General features: G+C 32.9%; 21 protein-coding genes. 16 read left to right on the plus strand and 5 right to left on the minus strand.

What is annotated here, in order from left to right:
• Positions 1 to 200 precede the first annotated feature (200 nt).
• Together DG508_RS20385 and hemH are read right to left on the minus strand one after the other, a co-directional pair.
• Complete coding sequence (locus DG508_RS20385; RefSeq protein WP_108870197.1) at positions 201 to 1,592, minus strand: MATE family efflux transporter; 1,392 nt, start codon at positions 1,590 to 1,592, stop codon at positions 201 to 203.
• Positions 1,592 to 2,626 (minus strand): ferrochelatase, encoded by a 1,035-nt coding sequence (gene hemH, locus DG508_RS20390; RefSeq protein WP_108870199.1) that lies wholly within the window; start codon positions 2,624 to 2,626, stop codon positions 1,592 to 1,594. The genes DG508_RS20385 and hemH overlap by 1 nt, the downstream gene beginning before the upstream one ends.
• A gap of 291 nt (positions 2,627 to 2,917) precedes the next feature.
• Here hemH and DG508_RS20395 point away from each other — a divergent pair, with 291 nt between their 5' ends.
• The gene (locus DG508_RS20395; protein WP_108870201.1) at positions 2,918 to 3,097 is read left to right on the plus strand and encodes a hypothetical protein; all 180 of its coding nucleotides are present in this window, start codon (positions 2,918 to 2,920) and stop codon (positions 3,095 to 3,097) included.
• Positions 3,098 to 3,104: 7 nt separating this feature from the next.
• Here the strand turns inward: DG508_RS20395 and DG508_RS20400 are convergent, their stop codons facing one another.
• Positions 3,105 to 3,995, minus strand: a complete 891-nt coding sequence (locus DG508_RS20400) for an AraC family transcriptional regulator (protein ID WP_108870203.1) — start codon at positions 3,993 to 3,995, stop codon at positions 3,105 to 3,107.
• Positions 3,996 to 4,198: 203 nt separating this feature from the next.
• On the opposite strand from DG508_RS20400, the gene hemA reads away from it, so the two are divergent.
• The 11 genes from hemA (at position 4,199) to DG508_RS20455 (ending at position 12,968) form a co-directional block, all read left to right on the plus strand.
• Complete coding sequence (hemA, locus tag DG508_RS20405; protein WP_108870205.1) at positions 4,199 to 5,458, plus strand: glutamyl-tRNA reductase; 1,260 nt, start codon at positions 4,199 to 4,201, stop codon at positions 5,456 to 5,458.
• Entirely contained in the window at positions 5,451 to 6,362 is a 912-nt protein-coding gene (gene hemC, locus DG508_RS20410; protein WP_108870207.1) for a hydroxymethylbilane synthase, read from the plus strand. Before hemA ends, hemC begins: the two co-directional genes overlap by 8 nt.
• A gap of 2 nt (positions 6,363 to 6,364) precedes the next feature.
• Positions 6,365 to 7,051: a uroporphyrinogen-III synthase gene (locus DG508_RS20415; protein ID WP_108870210.1), complete on the plus strand. Its 687-nt coding sequence runs from the start codon at positions 6,365 to 6,367 to the stop codon at positions 7,049 to 7,051.
• A 47-nt stretch (positions 7,052 to 7,098) separates the two neighbouring features.
• Positions 7,099 to 8,130 carry a uroporphyrinogen decarboxylase gene (hemE, locus tag DG508_RS20420; protein WP_108870212.1) on the plus strand — a complete coding sequence of 344 codons (1,032 nt, stop codon included), beginning with the start codon at positions 7,099 to 7,101 and terminating at the stop codon, positions 8,128 to 8,130.
• Between the two features lie 2 nt (positions 8,131 to 8,132).
• Entirely contained in the window at positions 8,133 to 8,624 is a 492-nt protein-coding gene (locus DG508_RS20425) for a DUF6973 domain-containing protein (protein WP_108870214.1), read from the plus strand.
• A 69-nt stretch (positions 8,625 to 8,693) separates the two neighbouring features.
• Positions 8,694 to 9,083 (plus strand): hypothetical protein, encoded by a 390-nt coding sequence (locus tag DG508_RS20430; RefSeq protein ID WP_108870216.1) that lies wholly within the window; start codon positions 8,694 to 8,696, stop codon positions 9,081 to 9,083.
• Between the two features lie 4 nt (positions 9,084 to 9,087).
• Positions 9,088 to 9,876 carry an EI24 domain-containing protein gene (locus DG508_RS20435; protein ID WP_108870218.1) on the plus strand — a complete coding sequence of 263 codons (789 nt, stop codon included), beginning with the start codon at positions 9,088 to 9,090 and terminating at the stop codon, positions 9,874 to 9,876.
• A 121-nt stretch (positions 9,877 to 9,997) separates the two neighbouring features.
• On the plus strand, positions 9,998 to 10,906 hold the full coding sequence (gene hemF, locus DG508_RS20440; protein ID WP_108870244.1) for an oxygen-dependent coproporphyrinogen oxidase: 909 nt from the start codon (positions 9,998 to 10,000) through the stop codon (positions 10,904 to 10,906).
• Between the two features lie 16 nt (positions 10,907 to 10,922).
• Positions 10,923 to 11,696 (plus strand): hypothetical protein, encoded by a 774-nt coding sequence (locus tag DG508_RS20445; RefSeq protein ID WP_108870220.1) that lies wholly within the window; start codon positions 10,923 to 10,925, stop codon positions 11,694 to 11,696.
• 204 nt (positions 11,697 to 11,900) lie between these two features.
• Positions 11,901 to 12,512: a hypothetical protein gene (locus DG508_RS20450; RefSeq protein ID WP_108870222.1), complete on the plus strand. Its 612-nt coding sequence runs from the start codon at positions 11,901 to 11,903 to the stop codon at positions 12,510 to 12,512.
• A gap of 48 nt (positions 12,513 to 12,560) precedes the next feature.
• The gene (locus tag DG508_RS20455; RefSeq protein ID WP_159090953.1) at positions 12,561 to 12,968 is read left to right on the plus strand and encodes a hypothetical protein; all 408 of its coding nucleotides are present in this window, start codon (positions 12,561 to 12,563) and stop codon (positions 12,966 to 12,968) included.
• A 25-nt stretch (positions 12,969 to 12,993) separates the two neighbouring features.
• Here the strand turns inward: DG508_RS20455 and DG508_RS20460 are convergent, their stop codons facing one another.
• Complete coding sequence (locus tag DG508_RS20460; protein ID WP_234418276.1) at positions 12,994 to 14,301, minus strand: sensor histidine kinase; 1,308 nt, start codon at positions 14,299 to 14,301, stop codon at positions 12,994 to 12,996.
• A gap of 44 nt (positions 14,302 to 14,345) precedes the next feature.
• Positions 14,346 to 15,710, minus strand: coding sequence for a sigma-54-dependent transcriptional regulator (locus DG508_RS20465; protein WP_108870228.1), 1,365 nt, complete (start codon positions 15,708 to 15,710; stop codon positions 14,346 to 14,348).
• A 243-nt stretch (positions 15,711 to 15,953) separates the two neighbouring features.
• Between DG508_RS20465 and DG508_RS20470 the strand changes: the two genes are divergently transcribed.
• The 4 genes from DG508_RS20470 to DG508_RS20485 all read left to right on the plus strand — a co-directional run bounded on the left by DG508_RS20470 (position 15,954) and on the right by DG508_RS20485 (position 21,780).
• Complete coding sequence (locus DG508_RS20470) at positions 15,954 to 17,309, plus strand: TolC family protein (protein ID WP_108870246.1); 1,356 nt, start codon at positions 15,954 to 15,956, stop codon at positions 17,307 to 17,309.
• A gap of 1 nt (position 17,310) precedes the next feature.
• Positions 17,311 to 18,561, plus strand: coding sequence for an efflux RND transporter periplasmic adaptor subunit (locus DG508_RS20475; protein ID WP_108870230.1), 1,251 nt, complete (start codon positions 17,311 to 17,313; stop codon positions 18,559 to 18,561).
• Positions 18,562 to 18,588: 27 nt separating this feature from the next.
• Entirely contained in the window at positions 18,589 to 19,284 is a 696-nt protein-coding gene (locus DG508_RS20480; protein ID WP_108870232.1) for an ABC transporter ATP-binding protein, read from the plus strand.
• 66 nt (positions 19,285 to 19,350) lie between these two features.
• On the plus strand, positions 19,351 to 21,780 hold the full coding sequence (locus DG508_RS20485) for an ABC transporter permease (protein ID WP_108870234.1): 2,430 nt from the start codon (positions 19,351 to 19,353) through the stop codon (positions 21,778 to 21,780).
• The last annotated feature ends 30 nt before the right edge of the window (positions 21,781 to 21,810 follow it).

The following is a 21,810-nucleotide window of genomic DNA, read 5'->3' on the forward strand; positions in this document are numbered from 1 at the left end:
AATTAAAGAATAGCCTTAGCTATTGTTGAATTTTATAACACAGATATAGTGCAAAAGAAACAAACTATATACGAAATTTTTATGTGTAAATCGTATAACATCACTATTGCTGTGTTTTATTTTGAAACATAGAGTAAAAAGAAACAGTTTTAGGAGTTGATTTCTATTGAGAGCTGGTGTTAGTTCTTAAAAATAAAGAGTTAAGAGGTTTTTGTGGTGATGAGTTTTGATTTTACTTCGTGATTTAGGAAATAACCAGTAACAATGGTCGCTAGAACATCTGCTATTGGAAAAGAAACCCAAACACCTAATTCTCCATAAAACTTAGGTAGAATTAAAATCAATGGAATAAAAAAGAATCCCTGTCTTGATAAGGTTAGTAATAATGCAGGTTTTGCCTTGCCTGCTGCCTGAAAATAAGCAGCACCTATAAGTTGTAGGGCAATGACGGGGGTAGCGGCAAAAACCCATCGCATTGGTGTTGCGGTATGTGCTAAAACATATTGATTTAATGCTAATTCTTTAGGGCTTAGATTAGGGTTATCACTGAGAAATAAAGCGGTTATTTCTGAAGGAAAAATCATCAGCCCAATAAAAACTAAGGTGGCAACAATTGCAGCGTATTTGATAGCGGTATTAATCGATTCTCTTACACGAGAGTAGTGTTGTGCGCCATAGTTATACCCAGCAATAGGTAAAAAACCTTGTGTAACTCCAAATACAGGAAATAGGGCAAACATTAGCATTCGACCAATGATGGCATATACCGCAATGAGACCTTCTTGGCCGAGATCGAATAAAATATTGTTCATTAGTAGATAAGTGATGCTTACTACAGCTTGTCTAGCAAGGGTAACACCTCCTAATGATGCGATTTCAGAAACAATTTCTTTTTGTAAACCAAAATGGCGAAAACCTAGTTTTAGTTCAGAATTCTTAGAGCCAAAAAACCAAAAAATATAAAGAAAACAAGCTAGATATGATCCTGTTGTTGCCCATGCAGCACCCTGCATTCCCATATCCATTAGATTGATAAAAACATAATCCATTATTAGGTTTCCTAATGTGGGGATAATCATAGCAATCATGGCGAATTTAGGTTTTCCCTCTGCGCGAATTACAGTGTTGCCCATCATAGCAAAACCTAGAATAGGGACTCCATACAAAACAATAATGTAGTATATTTTTGCAGGATCAAAAATATCACCTTTACCTCCAAATTTAGGAATAATACTGTCGACAAAAACTAAACCCAATACAACCAAAGAAATTGTGCATAGCAAAGTGAGGACGATTTGATTTCCAAAAGTTTGTAACGCTTTTTCTTTATCATTTGCACCTAATGCTCTAGAGATGATGCTTGATCCTCCTATACCTATCGCCATTCCAAGGGCAGCAATAAAAAATGATACGGGTAGCACGACATTTATTGCAGCAATAGCAATAGAACCAATCCAATTACCTACAAAAATAGAATCAATTAAAACGTTAAGAGACATTACTAGTATGCCTATCGATGCAGGTAATGCCTGTTTTATAAGTAATTTTCCTATAGGTTCTGTTCCTAATGCTTCAGCAGTAAGTTTTGCCATTAAACAGTTTGAGTTTTTGTAGTAGCCCAATCATTTACCCAGTTTGCTAACAAATTTGACCAATCTTCTCGATCATTAAGGCAGGGTATTGTAGTAAATTCTTTACCACCTACTTCATGAAAAATTTCTTCTCCCTCCATTGCAATTTCTTCCAAGGTTTCTAAGCAATCAGAAACAAAAGCAGGGGTTACAATAGCCATCTTTTTGACTCCTTCTTTTCCCATTCGCTCAATAGTACTATCAGTATAAGGTTGTAGCCAAGGATCAAAACCTAATCTTGACTGAAAAGAGGTTGAATAAGTGCCTTCTTGTAGGTTTAATTTTTTTGCAACTTCTTGAGTAGTCTTATAGCATTGATGGCGATAACAAAATTCGTGTGCAGGAGAAGGGGTATTGCAACATGACCCATCTATCTTGCAATGAGATTTTGTAATATCACTTTTTCTAATATGTCTTTCGGGTACTCCATGGTAAGAAAAAAGAAGATGCTCGTAGTCTAAACTCTCTATTTTTTCAGCAATACTATTGGATAAGATATTTATGTATTCTGATTTATTATAAAATGCAGGGATATCTGTGAATTTCATATCAGGAAAATAGCTTGCTCGTAATTCTTCTGCCAGTACTAAAATCGTTTCTGTAGTAGCCATTGCAAACTGTGGATAAAGAGGAAGCAGTAATACCTCAGTAACACCTTGATCATGTAGTTCTTGTAATCCTTTTTTGATATTCATTGAGCCATAACGCATGGCTAACCCTATAGGAATAGAAGTGCGATCAGCAACTTTTTTTTGTAATCTTTCTGATAATACAATCAGAGGTGAACCCTCATCCCACCATATTTTCTTATAAGCTTCTGCCGATTTTTTAGGTCGGGTGTTTAAAATAATTCCTTTTACTAGTAGTATTCTAGCCCAAAGCGGAACATCAATTACTCTAGGGTCCATCAAAAATTCACCTAAATATTTTTTTACATCTTTTGGGTCTGTACTATCTGGTGATCCAAGATTAACGAGGAGAACTCCTTTACTCATATTTTTCCTTTTTACGTGTACAAAAATACAAACTATAAAGAGGAATGAAATAAAAAGTGATAAGACTTTTTGATAGTAGTATTGTCTATTTATTGTCTTAATCCTTGTAGGGTATGGGGTTGCCAATAATAACTTAAAATACGTTAAATTCCAGTAAACCAAAAACAGGACGGTTTTATTTTAGTATTTTTAGGTGATTAAAAAAGCAAGGTGAACCTGATTCAATTAAAAAAAAGATGTTTTTAATTGTTATAGGTTTCATATGACTATTAATTCTAATTATAAAAGCACATGAAACGTATAATTGTAGATGTAGAAAAAGATAAATTGTCTTTTCTTCTAGAACTTTTAGACCAGTTTGAATTTGTATCTGTTTTGGCTGATACCACAGAAGAAGACAAGGGAATGTATGATTCTATCGTATCCTTACAAAAAGGGATCGGTATTCCTAGAGATGAATTATTGGATTAATTGAGTTTTAGCTTAAGCTCATGACATATTTTTTTGGTGTAGTACCAAACTTCTTTTTAAATGCAGCAATAAAATGGCTAGCTGTGCTATATCCAACTTTTAAGCCGACTTCATTTACATTATGACTTCCTGATGCAAGTAGTTGTCTGGCTACTTCCATTTTGTAATCAAAAAGAAATGTATATACTGGTTCACCATAGATTTGTTTAAAACCATCTTTGAGCTTTTTAAGAGGTAATCCAATTTCTTTTGATAATTGTTGAAGTGTTGGGGGTTCTGCCATACGGGCAATAATAATTTCTTTTGCCTTTCTGATTTTTATTACATTTTCTTCATCGACCAGAAATGGGCACTGCTCAATATCTGTTTCTCCAGGTCTATTAAAATAAAGACTTAGTAATTCATAAGCTTTTCCCTTGCAGTATAATTGTTTGATAGAAGGGTGTAAACTATAATTCATAATCTGATTAAGGACTACAGCCATAGAAGGAGAGATGCCTGCATCTGTATAATATTTTTTATCTCTATTTCCTTCGCCTAAAAAAGGAATATAATCTGCTTCTTTAGAAAATAAAGAATGAAACTTTTTTATAGAAATAAGGATAGTAATTAACCATGAATCTTGTTTCATTTCTAGATTCATGGGTAAGTCCCGTTGTGGGTTATATAGAAGAAGTGAGTTTTCTTCAGAAAGATTTATAGCATAACTTCCGTTATTGAAATTAAACTTAATAGCTCCTTTGATACAGAAATGAAATTGAATCAAATTGCTGTCGATGTCTCTAACAACTCTTTGATTTTCATTGGTTTCGTTTTGAAATTTAAGAATATAAAAACCATCTTCGATAAAGGTTTCTTCTAGAATCCCTGGAGCGTTATTTTTTAGTTCAATTTCCATAGTTATAAAATTTTATTTATTTAGAATGAATCTAAACTGTCGACATAAGAATCTTTCTTAGCCCTACAAAAATAAGGGTTTTTAGCGTTTTTTTTGCAAATAATGTCAGAAATAACGTTTTTCGACACTAAAAATCCCTCTAGCGTTATTTTTTCTGACCTATCTAAAATACTTTTGTTACGGAATATAATAGAATTGATTACATGGAGCCTCACTTAAGAGCTAAAGGAACGAACTTTTACACAATTGGACTTAGTTATAAAAAAGCTGATGCAGAGATCAGAGGTCATTTTAGTGTAAATGATGAGGTCAAGGCAAGAATACTACAACGAGCCCAAGAAGATGGTATAGAAGCATTACTTGTTACTTCTACCTGTAATCGAACAGAACTACATGGTTTTGCTCAACACCCATTTCAATTAATTAAATTATTATGTGAGCATACGCATGGTACCGTAGAAGAGTTTGAGAAGGTAGCGTATGTGCATAAAAATAGAAAAGCAGTAGCACATTTATTTAAAGTAGGTACTGGTTTGGATAGTCAAATACTAGGAGATTTCGAGATTATAAGCCAACTAAAACTAAGTTTTAAAGCTTCTAAAAAAGCTGAGATGACAAATCCTTTCTTAGAAAGGCTTATCAATGCGGTAATTCAAGCAAGCAAGCGAATCAAAAATGAAACAGAAATTTCTTCTGGAGCAACCTCGGTTTCTTTTGCATCAGTACAGTATATTTTAAAAAATGTAGAAGATATCTCTAATAAGAATATCTTACTTTTTGGTACAGGAAAAATAGGAAGAAATACCTGTGAAAATTTAATTAAACATACCAAAAATGATCATATTACGCTTATTAACCGTACCAAAGATAAAGCAGAAAAAATAGCAGGAAAATTTAATCTTGTTGTAAAAGATTATGCTAATATTCAATCTGAAATAAAGAATACCGATATTTTAATTGTTGCAACAGGAGCACAGAATCCAACAATTTCTAAGCAATTAATACATTCGCATAAACCGCTGTTGATTTTGGATCTTTCTATTCCTAAGAATGTCGCAGATAATGTAACAGAGCTACCTAATGTAACTTTGGTACATTTGGATCATTTATCAAAAATGACAGATGATACACTACAAAGAAGAAAACAATACATCCCGCAGGCAGAAGAAATTATAGAAGAAGTAAAATTAGAGTTTGATAATTGGTTAGAGACTAGGAAATTTGCTCCTACTATTAGAGCTCTCAAAAATAAATTGTTTACATTAAAAGATGCAGAAATTAATTTACAAAGAAAAAAGTATGCAGATTTTGATGAAGAGCAAGCAGATATTATAAGTAGTAGGATCATTCAGAAAATAACAAATCATTTTGCCAATCATCTCAAAGATGATAACACTTCGGCAGATGAGAGTATAGAGTTGATTCAAAAAGTTTTTCAATTACAAAAAAACAGCCTTGATTAGAACAATTCGCATAGGAACCAGAGATAGTGAGTTAGCACTTTGGCAGGCCAAAACGGTACAAAAGAGCTTAGAAGATTTAGGGTGTAAAACTCAATTAGTTCCTGTAAAATCTACAGGTGATATTGTGTTAGACAAGCCATTGTATGAGTTAGGGATCACGGGTATTTTTACCAAAACCTTGGATATTGCCATGTTACAGGACGATATTGATATAGCTGTACATTCTATGAAAGATGTTCCTACCGCTTTACCTAAAGGTATTGTTGAGGCTGCTATCTTGAAACGCGCTAATGTAAAAGACATTTTAGTACATAAAGGATTAGAATTTTTAGAAAGTGATGGGGTAATCGCTACAGGAAGTCTGCGTAGAAAAGCACAGTGGTTACATAAATATCCTAAGCATACAGTAACTGACCTGAGAGGTAATGTAAATACACGCCTTCAAAAACTTACTGATAATAAGTGGAATGGAGCAATCTTTGCTGCTGCTGGATTGGAGCGTATAAATTTGAAACCAGACAATTATAAAGATCTAGACTGGATGATTCCTGCTCCAGCACAAGGAGCAATGTTGGTAGTTGCCAAAGAAGAAGATACATATTGCCGAGACGTATTATCAAACTTGAATGATAGAACTTCTGAAACATGTGTACATATAGAACGTGAATTCTTAAGAGAATTAGAAGGAGGGTGTACTGCACCAATAGGTGCACTAGCAACCATAAAAGAAGATATTATTTGTTTTACAGGAGTTTTGTTTAGTCTTGACGGAAAAGATAAAATAGAAGTAAGTAAAGAAATAAAGATAGATCAAAGCAAAAACTTTGGTGTACAATGTGCACAAGAGATATTGCAGAATGGTGGTAAGGAGTTAATGAAAAGAATTAAAGAAGAAATAGGGTAAAATTGAATACTTCACCAACATTACTTTCTACCAAGAAACTCTCTGTTGCTCAAAAAGAGTTAGTATTAAATACAGGATTAAGATTGGTTGAGTATAATGCTGTGACAATTGATTTTTTAGAAGTCAAAGGCCCAGAGAATACTATCTCGAATATAATTTTTACAAGCAAGAATGCAGTACATGCTGTTTTTAATCAAAAATCACTTCCTTTTTACAAAATAGAAAATTCTGAAATAAGAGTTTTTTGTGTGGGAGAAAACACAAAAAAACTATTAAAAGATAATGGATGTAATGTGATAGAAGTTGCTTACAATGCATCAGATTTAGCTAAAATTATCATAAAAAGATATAAAAGCGACTCTTTTTTGTTTTTTTGCGGAAATATGAGAAGAGATGAATTACCAGATCTTTTAAAACAAAATAATATATCGATAGAAGAACAAACTGTATATAATACATATTTGACATCAAATAAATTTAATCGTTTATTTGATGGGATATTGTTTTTTAGTCCATCAGCAATTAGAAGTTATGTGTCTACAAACAATATAGGAGAAAGTATTTTGTTTTGTATAGGAAATACAACTGCCTCTGAAGCTAGAAAATATACTGATAATGTAGTTGTTGCAAATCGTCCTACTATAGAAAATGTAATCGTTCAGGCAGTAACGTATTATAGAAATAAATAGAAAAAATAGAACTCAGAAATACATATTTGAGCTAATAGAAAAATAAAATGACAGAATTAAAAAACGACCTATTTCTTAAAGCCTTACGAGGAGAAACAGTAGAACGCCCGCCAGTATGGATGATGCGTCAGGCAGGACGATATTTGCCAGAATTTCGTGCACTAAAAGCAAAGTATGATTTTTTTACACGTTGTAGAACACCAGAGCTAGCAGCAGAGATAACGGTACAGCCTATTGATATTATAGGACCAGACGCTGCTATTTTGTTTAGTGATATTTTGGTAATACCTCAAGCTATGAATATTGAGGTAGAGATGAAAGATGGAATCGGACCTTGGTTACCGAACCCTATTAGATCTCTAAAAGATGTGGAGCAAGTTGTTGTTCCTGATGTGCATGAAGAGTTAGGGTATGTAATGGAAGCGATCAAACTAACCAAAGAACAATTAGATAACCGTGTTCCTTTAATTGGTTTTGCAGGTTCTCCCTGGACCATTTTATGTTATGCCGTACAAGGGCAAGGGTCTAAGAATTTTGATAAAGCCAAGGAGTTGTGTTTTGCACAGCCAGAAGCAGCTCACCAATTATTGCAAAAGATTACTGATACTACAATTGCTTATCTCAAAGCAAAGGTAGCTGCAGGAGTTAATGCTGTTCAGGTGTTTGATAGTTGGGGAGGAATGTTATCACCTGTAGATTATCAGGAATTCTCATGGAAATACATTCAACAGATTATAGACGCGCTAAAAGATGAAACAGAAGTTATTGTTTTTGGAAAAGGGTGTTGGTTTGCATTACAGGAAATGGCAAAATCAGGAGCATCTGCACTTGGTGTAGATTGGACTTGTTCTGCACGTAATGCACGATATCTTACAGGAGGAAATATTACACTTCAAGGTAATTTTGATCCATCAAGACTATTATCTCCACCAGCAGATATTAAAAAAATGGTAAAAGAGATGATAGATGGCTTTGGTAAGGATAGTTATATTGCCAATTTAGGTCATGGGATATTGCCTAACATTCCAGTAGAAAATGCACAAGCTTTTGTTGATGCTGTAAAAGAGTATAAGGTATAAGGATGAACGTCTGGAGTTTGGTAAGGCAATTAAGTTTTAGGCAGTTTTATAGACTGGGCAAGGCAATACTTCAGAATCCATTATTTATATATCCAACTTTGATCGCAACACGAAGAACCATGATTATTTGTGATCAGTTGTTTGGAAAAGAGCATCACAGCAATGGAAAAGCAAATGCTTTTAGACATGCGTTATGGAATGTGTTGATTTGCAAGAGTGTATTGTATAAAACAAAAAGCAAAGAGAAATCAGTTGATTGGGCACAGAAAATAACTGATCTGCACGAGCAACTAGCACCCAATGAACCAATAGCTACTGCTATGGATTTACATAATAATAAAATTGGACGTGATGTTTTTTTAAAACAAGATGTATGTTTTGAGGAAGAAAAAGTGATTACTCTTCTACAAGAACAATTGCAGAATGCCAAAGTAATAAAAGAGATTAATGAGGTATCAGTATATACAAATGATTTGGTGTATCTTATTTTTTGAAAGTATAAAAATTAATTAATAATGAAACAAAACTCTAATCAAGGCTACTAATAGGAAAATAGAATTAGTATGTCTGTAGAGGATTGGTTGTCAAGAGAGGTCAAAAAAATAACTCAATTCCTAGTGAATTTATTATCCAAAGCCACTGAGATTACTACAAGTAATAAGGAAGAAAGCGTAACGATAATTACAAATAAGTTAGAAGAAGAATTGGAGTTATCTTTGGAGGAAGTATGTAATATGGATAAAATGTTACTGATTACAACTCTAAAAAAACGAAACTTTGATTTACAACATATAGAGTTATTAGGGGATGTATTGGCAGAATTATGTTTTAAAAAGACTACCCTGCAAAATACCTGTCAAAAAGCAAATGAGCTTTATGAATATGTACAATCAAATACGACAACGTATTCTATTGAGTTAAATCAAAAGATAGAGAGATTAAATAATCAATAATAGTATGTTTAAAAATATTATAAGTGGAATTAAAGCTTATTTTGGGACATTTAAATTGATCTCAAAGCTTGGATTGTGGAGGTATTTTGCGATACCAATTTTAATTAGCGTAGTTACTGGAGTATCTTTTGTAGCATTAACTTATTTTTTTGCAAACAGCCTAGGAGCATTGATTGCCAAAGCTTGGGTTTGGGAGTGGGGATCAGAGACCTTTGCAACGATTAGTACATACATAGGAGGGTTAATGATTCTAGTTGTGGGGTTAATTTTGTATAAACATATTGTGATGGCACTGTCGGCTCCATTTATGAGTCCAGTTTCAGAAAAAGTAGAATCTCACTTGTTGGGAGAAACAAATCATGTGCATCGTCAAACATCTTTTAGTCAACAATTATCCAGAGGGATACGAATTAATATACGTAATCTTATCAGAGAATTATTGTTTATGATTCCGTTAGTGGTTTTAAGTTTTATCCCTGTTATTGGAATCCTTGCTACCATATTGATCTTTTTGATACAAGCATATTATATAGGTTTTGGTAATATGGATTATACTATGGAACGTCATTTTAATTATAAAGAAAGCGTTCAGTTTGTTAAAAAGAACAGAGGTACCGCTATAGGTAACGGGATTGTATTTGTACTTATGCTCTTTATACCAATTTTAGGGTTTATTATCACCCTGCCAATATCTGTGGTAGCTGCCTCAACAGAGACTGTAAAGATTTTAAAAGAAAAAGGATTTATTAAATTAAACAGTGCATCAAAAGAAGTTCCTAAGATTGAAGCTTGATCAAGGATAAGCTTTTATAAAATTATGGAAGAGAACTTTATTTTGTTTATGGTTGTCAAATAAAACTTTGAATAGTAACAGAATGAATAAATTTCAGAAAGAAAATCATCAAAAATTGAATATAAAAGACAGATTTTATCAATATATACATGACCTTCAAGATACAATTACTTCTACTCTAGAAGAAATAGACGGTAAGGCCAAGTTTCAAGAAGATTTGTGGAAACGACCAGAAGGGGGTGGAGGTAGAACTCGAGTAATCGAAAATGGAGATGTTTTTGAGAAAGGAGGCGTAAATATATCAGGAGTTCATGGCGCATTGCCAAAAGCTATGCAGAGTTATTTTAATGTAGGTGATGTAGATTTTTTTGCATGTGGTCTATCATTGGTATTGCACCCTAAAAACCCTATGGTACCAACAGTACATGCCAACTGGCGTTATTTTGAAATGTATGATAAGACAGGAACCGTAGTAGATAGTTGGTTTGGAGGAGGGCAAGATTTAACACCTTATTATCTTTTTAATCAAGATGCAAAGCATTTTCATGAAGTGTGTAAAGCTTCTTGCGATGCACATAATCCAGATTTTTATACCACCTATAAAAAGAAATGTGATGAATATTTTTATAATTCTCATCGAGAAGAAGGAAGAGGTGTAGGAGGCTTGTTTTTTGATTATTGCAAAGCAACAGATACGATGTCTATGCAGGACTGGTATAATTTTGTAACAGAGGTAGGAGATAGTTTTCTTGATGCCTATGTACCGATAGCAAAGAAGAGAAAGGAATTACCATATACCAAAGAGCAAAGAGATTGGCAAGAAATAAGAAGAGGACGATATGTAGAGTTTAATCTTGTACATGATAAAGGAACCTTATTTGGGTTAAAAACAAACGGAAGAATAGAAAGTATTTTAATGAGTTTACCTCCCCATGTGCAATGGCAATATGATCATCACCCAGAAAAAGGGAGCAAAGAAGCACAATTACTAGAAGTATTAAAAAACCCGGTAGATTGGGTGCCAAATTAAACTCATATTATTTTTTATGTTAAAATTCATTAGAAGAGTAGGTCTGATTATCAACTATAAGACCTTTGTAGTTATATTATTGTCTTTGATATCTAGTTATACATGTAGGCATTTTGATTTTATTGCTAATTTTCCTCTGAGTCTTATTGCTACCGCAATTGTTTTTCCTATTGTTTTTTCTATAGGAGGGGCATATAAACGTAGAGAGATTGCTTTAGACGAATACGGTGGTATAAAGGCACATGGTAGAGCTTTGTATTTTGCAACCATTCATTGGTTAGAAAACCCTCCTGAAACTCTTAAAGAGGAGTTGAAAACTCATTTAGAAGGACTCATGAATGCCTGTAGACATATGTTTACAAAACCAGTATCTGAACTTGAAAAGTATGAAAAAGATGTGTATCAGAGTTTTACAGAAATATCTGCTTTTATAAAAAAAATGAGAAGCCACGGATTACCTTCAGGAGAGGCATCTCGTTCAAATCAATTTTTGAGTAAAATGATGATTTCTTTTGAGAGAACAAAACATATTTACCAATATCGTACACCAAGAACATTGAGAACGTATAGCAATATCTTTATCATTGTTCTGCCAATTCTATATGGTCCCTATTTTGCTTATAAAGCCAATGAATATTCTGTAGGGCTAGAATTTGCTATGCCGATTCTATACAGTGTTATTTTGGTGGCATTAGATAATATTCAATCTCATTTAGAAAACCCTTTTGATCAGCAAGGAGAAGATGATGTTAATTTTAATGTAGAAAAATTTATTGCCAATCTAGAGTAGAGATCACTGTAATAAAGGAGTAAGAGGTAATTAAAATAGTAATACTATTCCTACTATTTTATATGGTTTTTGTGATTAAAATCAGTAGAAGTGCTTAGAAATCAAGTCAAAAGGGGTTTTAATTAGTTTTTTTTTATTAACTTACAAGGCAAATCATTTTGGGCTGGTCTATTGTAATGTTGTATTAATTAACACAAATGCCCTATGAAAAAAATTCTACTATCACTAGTAACAGTCCTAATTATAGGATGTGAATTTTTACCCAAAGAATCCAAATTTTCTAAGTTTTCCAAGTTTTCAAAAAACACAATTGAGTTCAGAAACAACACTGTAGTTCTTACAAGTAGTTATGCCAAATCCTCACCAGAAGAATTTAGAGCAAGGTTAGATTCTTTGACCGATAAACCGAAATTTAAAAAAGTTGCTCTAGATGAATTAAAGAAAATAGAAGATAAAAAAGTTGATTTCGAACTATTTGTAGATGAGAATACTGTAGAGAATTACGTATTTGTATACGTTTGTGATTTTTATCAGTTTGATGAGCATAGAGCAGCAAAAGTAGTAGAAGCCATGAATAACCAACTCAAAGATGAGTCGAATATTCAGAAAGTGAGATATAAGAGAATACACGGTCGTTTTTTCTTTACGCCAACATCAAAAGTGGTAAAGCTTAAGTATTTGAAAGCATTTAAGAAAGAGAAAAAATTTCAAACAGAATATATAGTAGCTTCCAAATCGGGAGGTATTGGATTATCCATTAGTAATCTTGAAGATATTGATTTTGAAAATTCCATAAAACAATTAGCCGTAAAATAGATTACGAATTATTCTTATCTTAGTTCTTTTCCTCATCTAGATATATGTATGATGCAAAGAGCTAAGATATTTTTTATTGTAGTTTTTGTTGTGAGTTGTGCCCGAGAGGTAGAACCAACAGCAAAAAATATTAATACCATATTTGATTCCAAGGATTTTACTTTTGAATTTAATCGTTCAAATGGAGATAAAGAATCCCTTAGTTTCAGAAATGATTATCTAGTATATAAAAGTGATAAGCCTACCTATCGCAGAGAGATACATTATGATGAAGTACTACTAATTAATAATTTTATACAAAAAACAGTCAATCTTCATTCTGATACGTTAGATCCAACCACTTCATCTCACTATATTATTAAAAACACAGCTTATAAAGTGATTATTGTTCCAGATCAGGAAGATTTTTATTTTGATGCTTTGATGAAAACATTAAAGCTCGATCAAGTAAAATAATAGGTGATAATGATTGTCTTTGGATTTATTCAAAAAATAATGTAAACGACGTTTCTTGATCAGGGATAGAACGAACCGATAGATTACCACCATGTAGATGCATAATCTGCTTAGACAGGCTTAGACCAATACCAGTTCCTTCTTTTTTGGTAGTATAAAAAGGTACAAATATTTGGTTTATAATATCAGGATGAATCCCTGATCCATTATCTTGAATTGTTATATATTTTTTACCATCGGTAGTAAATCCAGTAATAAAAACAAGAGCCCCATTTTTAGTTTCTGTTAATGCTTGAATTGCATTCTTACATAAGTTGATAAGTATTTGAGTAATCTGCTTTTCGTCTGCATAGATTTCAAGATTTTTATAATTACTATGAATTTCAAAAGATATAAGATTAAAATCTATTTCCTGACTCATCAAAACTTTTACTTTTTCTAGCAACTCATCTACTTTAATTATTTTTTTATCAGGAGCAGGCACATTTAGGAAACTGCGATATGATTGTACAAAACTCATCAAATCATTTCCTTGATTTTTGATAACCTCTAATCCTTTTGCGGTGTTATGAATTTTACTCTCGTCAATTTGGGTGGTAGATAATATTCCGTTATTATCTTTGTAGTACCCTAATATAGATTCAGATATAGAAGTGATAGGTGTCACAGAATTCATAATTTCATGAGTCAATACTCTAATGAGTTTTATCCAGGAGTCTGTTTCTCTCTCATCCAATTCATTGTGTATATCTTGAATAGTGATTAGTTTTAGAACTTCATTATTCAAAATTATTTCTGATGCTTTGATGGTTAATTGGATCGTTTCACGCTCATTAGTAAGTTGAAACAATTTTCTCTCAAAAGGATTGATTGTATTAAATAGTTCATATAATTTATTATCTACTTGTGCCAGTTGCTTTATATGGTTAAGCGGCGTATGGTTTAGTAATTTTTCTACTTTTGGATTGCTAAACAGAATATGTCCCTTGTTATTATAGGTTAGAATACCGATTTCTGCCTGTTTTAGTATTTCTTGATAATATTGTTCTTGCGCTTTATTTTTGAGGTATACTTTTTGAAAAACTTCATTAAAAACATTAAGACTATTATTTAGTTCATTGAATGTTTTTGAATTTCCTTTTTCGGGGAATTGAAGTGTAAAATCTTCATTTTTTATCGAATTAAAAAAATAGGCAATTTTTCTGTTGATATGATTCACGTATTTGATTAAGAATGCTGTTTGCAGTGCAAAGAATAAAAAGATAAGCGCAGACAAAATGTACATATCTTTTAAGACAAGAAAAGCGAATATCAATGCGGTCAAAGAGAGCATGGTTACCTTTATTATGAAACGTATATAGAAATTTTTGCTTAGCATTAGTTTCCTGATTTTTTTATTTTATTATAAAGAGTTTGTCTGGAGACACCTAATTGATTTGCGGCAGCACTGTAATTACCATTATGTTTCTCTAGTGCTTTTGAGATCATAAGTTGCTCCATTTCGTCTAGAGTTTCAGGGCCTTTATCCAAAGAAACACCAGTATTGGTGCTCAATAAAAAGTCGGATGGTTTAAGAACGTTTCCTTCGCATAATATAACTGCCCTTTCTATAGTATGTTGTAATTCACGTACATTCCCAGGCCAATGATATCCCATTAATTTTTCTTCGGCAGTAGAATTTATTCTCAAGGATGGTTTGCCATATTTTGAAGCGAATTTTTTTAAGTAAAAATCAGCCAATATCAAAACATCTTTATTGCGTTCTCGAAGCGGAGGGACTTCAATATGAATAGTATTAATTCGATATAATAAATCTTCTCTAAAAATACCGTCCTCTACCATTTGGATAAGATTGCAATTAGTCGCACAGATAAGCCGTAGATCTACAGAGATGGGTTTGTTTGATCCAACTCTTACAACGGTTCTGTTTTGTATAGCAGATAATAGCTTTGCTTGTGTTTGCAGCGATAAATTACCAATCTCATCAAGAAAGAGCGAGCCATTATTTGCAGCTTCAAATTTTCCTGCTCGATCTTCTTTGGCATCGGTAAAAGCACCTTTTGTATGCCCAAAAAGTTCACTTTCAAACAAGGTTTCAGAGATAGACCCCATATCAACACCAATAAATACTTCATCTTTGCGAGAAGACATTCTATGTAATTCACGGGCTATTAATTCTTTTCCTGTACCATTTTCTCCAGTAATTAATACATTAACATCTGTTTTGGCAACTTTTCTTACTAGGTTCAAGACATTAGTTAGCGCTTTAGAGTTTCCAATAATATAGTTACTACCTTGGTTAATTACTTGCTTTAGGTTATTTTCCTTTTGCTTGAGCTCTTGTACTTCTTTTCGAGATTTTCGAAGTAGATATGCAGATTTTATAGTAGCTAGTAATTTTTCGTTATTCCATGGTTTTAATATAAAATCAGAAGCTCCTTCCTTTAGCGCTTTTACAGCAAGATCAACTGCGCCATATGCAGTCATCATAATTACAGAAGTATGAGGAGTTCTTTTCTTTATTTCTTTAAGCCAGAATAACCCTTCGTTTCCAGTATTTACACCTGCAGAAAAATTCATATCCAATATAACAATATCAAAATCCTTGATATGTTGCAAAGAAGAAATCTGATTTGGATTAGAAATTGTTTCTATATGTTTATACTCAAACTGTAACAGAATTTCTAAAGCGCTTAACACACTTTTGTTATCATCTACAATCAAAATTTTTCCGTTGCGCATCCTACTCATGGTTAATGTTGATATGGTAAAGCTACAAATTAGAAAAATACTATCATTATAGTGTAAAATTATTGGACACTATTTGTATAAAAATTTTACATTTTAAAATTATAAAATTAAATAGTTCTATATAAAATATTGATTTATAGTTGATTATGTTTTTGGCACAAGATTAGAATATGGCCTGGTGTCAAAAAGTTGATGTAGTGTATAAGGCACTAAAGAAACAATATGTATAAACAGATGGATTATAAAAACAAAATAGTATATTTTCTCTTAATTTTAGTATCAAATGCTATGTTCTCTCAAGAATCATGGTCATTAGATGATTGTATTACGTATGCAATAAAGCATAATTTACAGGTCAAAGATTATAAGTATAATCAAGATGTGAATAAAGAAACGTATCGTCAATCTGTACGAGATTTATTACCAAATGTAGATGCATATTCACGATATAATATTAGATATGGTAGATCTGTAGATCCTAATAATAACAGTATAGTCAATACTGATTTTTTCTCAAATGATTACGGAGTAAATGCAGAGATTGATTTGTTTCAAGGTTTTCAAAAGGTAAATATGATCAAAGCCACAAAACTTTTATACAAAGCGGCAAATGAAGAAACACTTCATCAAAAATACCTACTCGCATTTAGAGTAATGAGAGCATTTTATGATATTCATTTTATGCAAGGGCTTTTGGAAATCTCAAAAGAACAACAAGCAGTATCAGCAAATAATCATAAGCTGGTAAAAAAGCAGGTAACATTAGGGCAAAAAGCAAAAGCTGATTTGTATGAAGCAGAGTCGGTATTACTTGCAGACGAATTATTGGTTACTCAAAACGAAAATAATGTTGCGGCTGCAAAACTAAAGCTCATACAAGAAATGAATCTAGAAGAGGTAACCACGATTTCTATTCAGCCTTTTATCAATAAAAACCCAGAGGGTGAAGATGCTATTTCTTTTGATAAAGATTCTATTTACAATCAAGCCAAAGGTTTTGTACCTATTATAAAAGCACAAGAGCTCAGAACAAAGGCGGCCAAGAAACAAGTTGCTGTTGCCAGAGGAGGTATGTATCCAACCCTATCTTTTTTTGCAGGATATGAAACAGGATATTTTGAAACCAATATAAATCAATCAGGAATGGTGATACCTTTTAGAACTCAAATCAAGGATAACGTATCAAAATATGTAGGAGTTTCACTCAATATCCCAATAAGTAATGGTTGGTCAAGGCGTTCACGAGTAAAACAGCAAAAAGTAGAAATGATGAGAGTCAATAACAATTTTGATATTCAGAAGCAAGAGATGTATCAAACAATACAACAACTGGTACAAGAGATGAGTGCCTTACAAAGAGAATACCAGCAAAGCTCACAAAAAATGAAAGCACAGCTACTAGCTTTCAAAATTGCACAAAAAAGATATGAGAGAGGGTTGATAAATACAATAGACCTTAATCAATCCAAAAATCTATTAGCAAATTCTCAAAATGAAAACTTACAAGTGCAACTACGTTTGAGAGTAAATCAAAGTACGTTGAATTTCTATAAAGGATTACCTGTTTTTAATATAACTAGTACACAATAAGATGGATATAAAAATTGAAAAGAAAAAAGGACTAAGACCTAAACATTACGTATACATTGTAATAGGTGCTATATTGCTTTTGGTAGGATGGAAAATGGTCTTTGCAAATTCTGTATCAACCTACAGGACAGAAAAAGAAAAATTATCAATAGCTGAGGTTTCTTACGGTAAATTTGATGATTACATTACAATTAATGGTGCTGTTGCACCGATAAGTACCATCTATATGGATGCTTATGAAGGAGGCAGAGTAACAGAAAAACTTATAGAAGAAGGGGCAATGGTAAAAAAGGGAGATATTATATTAAAACTAGAAAACCGAGGGCTTTATGAGCAAATCCTTGCTAGTGAAAATAATTTGGCACTTAAGCAAAATGATTTGAGATCTACCAAACTTACTTTTGATTCTAGACAGGTAGAAGGCAGAAAAGACCTTGTTAATTCTGAATATGAACTTCAAAAATTACAACGTAATTACGAGCAGAATAAGTCTCTTTTTGAAGAAGAACTAATATCTAAAGAAGACTATCTGGTTGCTAAGGAAAATTATGAGCTTTCAAAAAAGCAATACGATATTATCAAGTTACAGACAGAACAAGATAATGTATTAAGAAGCACTTCACTAAGCGAGTTAGATGTTGATTTAGCACGAATGAAAAAAACATTATCTATGGTCTATGAGCGTATTGATCATCTTAATGTACGAGCAACTGCCGATGGTCAATTAGGATTTCTAGATGCAGAGATAGGACAGAGTATAGCACAAGGACAGCGAATAGGGCAAATCAATGTATTGACAGATTATAAAATAGAAGCAACGATAGATGAGCATTATATTGATCGGGTAAAAAGAGATTTGATCGCTGTGTTAGAGCGTAACGGTACAGAATATCAATTACGCCTTCGCAAAGTATATCCAGAAGTACGTAATGGAAAATTCAAGGTAGACCTTGTTTTTGCAGATCAAAAACCAGAAACCATTAGAACAGGCCAGAGTTATAGTATCAAACTTCAATTAGGAGCATCAAACGAAGCCTTGCTATTGCCTAGAGGAAGCTTCTTTCAGAGTACAGGAGGACAATGGGTCTTTGTAGTAGATGCATCAGGAGAAGTAGCCTGGAAGAGACCAATACGTATAGGAAAACAGAATTCTAAATATTATGAATTATTAGAAGGGTTAGAAGCTGGAGAAAAAGTAATTACTTCAAACTATGATAGTTTTGGAGACGCAGAAAAGGTAGTATTACAATAAGAGTTTAAAGAAATAAAGAATCAACACATGATAAAGATAGAAAACCTAAAAAAGAGTTTCAAAACAGAAGAAGTCGAGACACTGGCATTAAATAATGTGAACCTAAAAGTTGAAGGAGGAGAATTTGTAGCAATAATGGGGCCTTCTGGCTGTGGGAAATCTACTCTGCTCAATATAATAGGAATGTTGGATAGCCCAACAGAAGGTAGTTACTACTTTAATGATCTAGAAGTAGGGAGTCAAAAAGAAAACCAGCGTACCAAAATAAGAAAAGGAAATCTTGGATTTATATTTCAGAGTTTTAACCTGATTGATGAATTAACGGTTTTTGAAAACGTAGAGCTTCCTTTGATATATCTCAATATGAAAAAAAATGAGAGAACACAAAGAGTGAGACAAGTATTGGAGCGAATGAAAATAGCCCATCGCGAAAAACATTTTCCGCAACAATTATCAGGAGGGCAACAACAGCGTGTGGCAATTGCCAGAGCTGTTGTTACCAATGCCAAACTAATTCTAGCCGATGAACCTACAGGAAATCTGGATTCAAAAAATGGAATAGAAGTGATGAATCTGCTCACAGAACTTAATCAGGAAGGAACCACCATCGTTATGGTAACACACTCTGATAGAGATTCGCACTATGCACATAGAGTTATTAATTTGTTTGATGGGCAAATCGTAACCGAGAGTCAAAACAAACCCTTTGAAGTCAAAGCATAATTCGATACAATCATCATCAATCAAGGTCATTCATCAATCAAATCATGATTTCAAAAAACAATAGTTATGTTTAAGAATTATATAAAAATCGCCATACGTAGTCTTCTTAAAAATAAATTGCAGACAAGTATTAATCTACTAGGGCTTACAGTAGGTACTGTTTGTTGCCTATGTATATTGGTATATGTATTTGCTCAATTAGGGTATGATACACATCATAAAGATGCTGCATCTCTTTATAGAGTAAGAACTGTAATAAAAGGAAATGGTAATTCGGGTACTGATTCTAATTCTGCAACAAGTTCACCTCCTATTGCTTTTGCGATGAAAGAAGATTTTCCAGAGGTGGTAGAGGCATGTCGTATTGTATATTTTGGAGAAAGTAATGATGCTTTGTTAAAAGTTCAGGGGAGTACAGACAGCTATTATGAATCTCATGGGTATTTGGCAGACACTACTTTTTTTAAATTATTTACGTATTCTTTTATAGAAGGTACCCCAGAAAGGGCTTTGGCAAATCCTAATACAATAGTATTGTCTTCATCATTAGCTCAAAAATTATTTGGAGCCAAAAGTGCATTAGCCAAAAACCTTGTTTTAGGTAATGGCGAGGATCAATTAAACGTAACAGTTACGGGTGTATTTGATGATACATCAATCAAATCTCATCTACGACCCAATTATATATTAAGTATGAATTCACCTGGATTGGGTGAATTTGTAAGCAATGAGCAAAATTTTGCTACTCAAAACTTTGCTCATAGTTATGTGAAATTACTTTCTGGAGCTGATAAAAAAGATGTAGAAAAGAAATTACCTGCTTTTTTGCAGAGTAGAGGAGCACAAAATTTTGCAGCTGTAGGTTTTGATAAAGAATTGTATTTGCAAAAAGTAAAAGACATTCATTTGTATTCAAAAGGAATTTCTAGCCAGATTGATGCGGTTTCCAGTATTGAGTACCTATATATATTACTTATTTTGGCGTTGTTTATTCAGGCAGTAGCATGTATTAATTTTATTAACCTCAGTACAGCACGGGCAAATAAGCGAGCAAAAGAAATAGGAGTACGTAAAACGGTTGGAGCCAATAAAAGGTCGTTGGTGTTTCAATTTTTAGGAGAATCGGTAGTACTGTCTTTATTAGCGTTGATAATAAGTATTCCTTTGGCATCTGTAGCTTTGCCTTTTGTAAATAAATTTACAGGAGGAGATATCGCTAGTTCTGCATTATTTGATATCAAGATTTTAGTACCTATCCTGGGGTTAAGTATTGTTAGTGGATTATTGGCAGGAGTGTATCCAGCATTGGTTTTGTCTTCAATAAAACCAATAAAAGTTCTCAAAGGAACCATGAATATATCTTCTGGTAGTGGTAATTTTCGTAAAGCATTAGTTGTATTTCAGTTTATAATTTCTATTACTTTGATTGTTGCAGTAATAATAATAAATAAGCAAGTAGCCTATTCACAAACCAAGAATATGGGGTTTGAAAAAGAAAACCTTATTGCGATACGTTTAGGAACAGATGAAGCCACCAAAAAATTCAAAGCATTACAATCTCAATTAGCTACTGTCTCAGGTATTTCTGATGTTGCAGGTAGTAATCATTATCCCTCAGAATTTATAATAGGAGATGTAGGATTGCACCTTCCAGGAGAAAACCCAGAACATCAGAAATCGGTAAAATACAATGGGATAAGTCAAAATTATTTTAAAACTACAGGCACTCCTTTACTTACAGGAAGACATGTACACCCTAGTGATAGTAGTCAGGTTGTTGTGAACAAAGCAACGCTAGATGCTTTTGGAATTGATATTGACAAAGCAGTATCCTCTATATTGGTGCAAACATATGAAGGTCAGGTTTCTGAATACGAAATTGTAGGGGTGGTCGCCGATTATCACTTTGCTTCTCTCAAAGAAACAATTGCTCCCATCATGCTTTTTTATGAAGATCAACCAGATTGGATGCTTATTAAGGTAGCTACCAGCGATTATAAAACATTGTTATCCAATATGGAATATGCGTGGAAATCAATACACCCTGATACCCCCTTTGTATATAATTTTATAGATAAAGAAGTAGAGAAATTATTTATAGAAGAAAAAAGAATAGGACAAGTATCTATGGTGTTTACAGGTTTGGCAATTTTGATTAGCTGTATGGGATTATTTGGTTTGGTCTCTTTTATGGCAGAACAGAAAAAAAGAGAAATAGGAATAAGAAAGGTATTGGGAGCAAGTGTAGGAACAGTTATTCATATGCTTACCAAAGATTTTGTGCAATTAGTACTTATCGCACTGGTGATAGCAGTTCCTATATCTTGGTTTTACCTAGAAAATTGGTTACAAGGATTTGCATATAGAATTTCTATCAATTGGTGGGTTTTTGCCCTTGCAGGTTGTATTACCATATTGATCACGGTACTTACAGTAAGCATATTGGTATATAGGGTGGCAACAGCAAATCCAACTCAAAGTTTGCGAACAGAATAAATGCAGACTTATCATTTATAGAGCTAGTAC

Origin of the sequence: Aquimarina aquimarini, from assembly GCF_900299535.1 — a bacterium.
GTDB classification, from domain to species: Bacteria; Bacteroidota; Bacteroidia; order Flavobacteriales; family Flavobacteriaceae; genus Aquimarina; species Aquimarina aquimarini.

Bases quoted from the DNA above. Each gene is read 5' to 3' on its own strand.
- DG508_RS20465 (WP_108870228.1), bottom strand. From the start codon at position 15,710: ATGCGCAACGGAAAAATTTTGATTGTAGATGATAACAAAAGTGTGTTA.
- hemE (WP_108870212.1), top strand. From the start codon at position 7,099: ATGACAGAATTAAAAAACGACCTATTTCTTAAAGCCTTACGAGGAGAA.
- DG508_RS20460 (WP_234418276.1), bottom strand. From the start codon at position 14,301: ATGCTCTCTTTGACCGCATTGATATTCGCTTTTCTTGTCTTAAAAGAT.
- DG508_RS20485 (WP_108870234.1), top strand. From the start codon at position 19,351: ATGTTTAAGAATTATATAAAAATCGCCATACGTAGTCTTCTTAAAAAT.
- DG508_RS20395 (WP_108870201.1), top strand. From the start codon at position 2,918: ATGAAACGTATAATTGTAGATGTAGAAAAAGATAAATTGTCTTTTCTT.
- DG508_RS20430 (WP_108870216.1), top strand. From the start codon at position 8,694: ATGTCTGTAGAGGATTGGTTGTCAAGAGAGGTCAAAAAAATAACTCAA.
- DG508_RS20475 (WP_108870230.1), top strand. From the start codon at position 17,311: ATGGATATAAAAATTGAAAAGAAAAAAGGACTAAGACCTAAACATTAC.
- DG508_RS20470 (WP_108870246.1), top strand. From the start codon at position 15,954: ATGGATTATAAAAACAAAATAGTATATTTTCTCTTAATTTTAGTATCA.
- DG508_RS20400 (WP_108870203.1), bottom strand. From the start codon at position 3,995: ATGGAAATTGAACTAAAAAATAACGCTCCAGGGATTCTAGAAGAAACC.
- DG508_RS20480 (WP_108870232.1), top strand. From the start codon at position 18,589: ATGATAAAGATAGAAAACCTAAAAAAGAGTTTCAAAACAGAAGAAGTC.
- DG508_RS20425 (WP_108870214.1), top strand. From the start codon at position 8,133: ATGAACGTCTGGAGTTTGGTAAGGCAATTAAGTTTTAGGCAGTTTTAT.
- DG508_RS20385 (WP_108870197.1), bottom strand. From the start codon at position 1,592: ATGGCAAAACTTACTGCTGAAGCATTAGGAACAGAACCTATAGGAAAA.
- DG508_RS20445 (WP_108870220.1), top strand. From the start codon at position 10,923: ATGTTAAAATTCATTAGAAGAGTAGGTCTGATTATCAACTATAAGACC.
- DG508_RS20450 (WP_108870222.1), top strand. From the start codon at position 11,901: ATGAAAAAAATTCTACTATCACTAGTAACAGTCCTAATTATAGGATGT.
- DG508_RS20455 (WP_159090953.1), top strand. From the start codon at position 12,561: ATGATGCAAAGAGCTAAGATATTTTTTATTGTAGTTTTTGTTGTGAGT.
- hemH (WP_108870199.1), bottom strand. From the start codon at position 2,626: ATGAGTAAAGGAGTTCTCCTCGTTAATCTTGGATCACCAGATAGTACA.
- hemA (WP_108870205.1), top strand. From the start codon at position 4,199: ATGGAGCCTCACTTAAGAGCTAAAGGAACGAACTTTTACACAATTGGA.
- DG508_RS20435 (WP_108870218.1), top strand. From the start codon at position 9,088: ATGTTTAAAAATATTATAAGTGGAATTAAAGCTTATTTTGGGACATTT.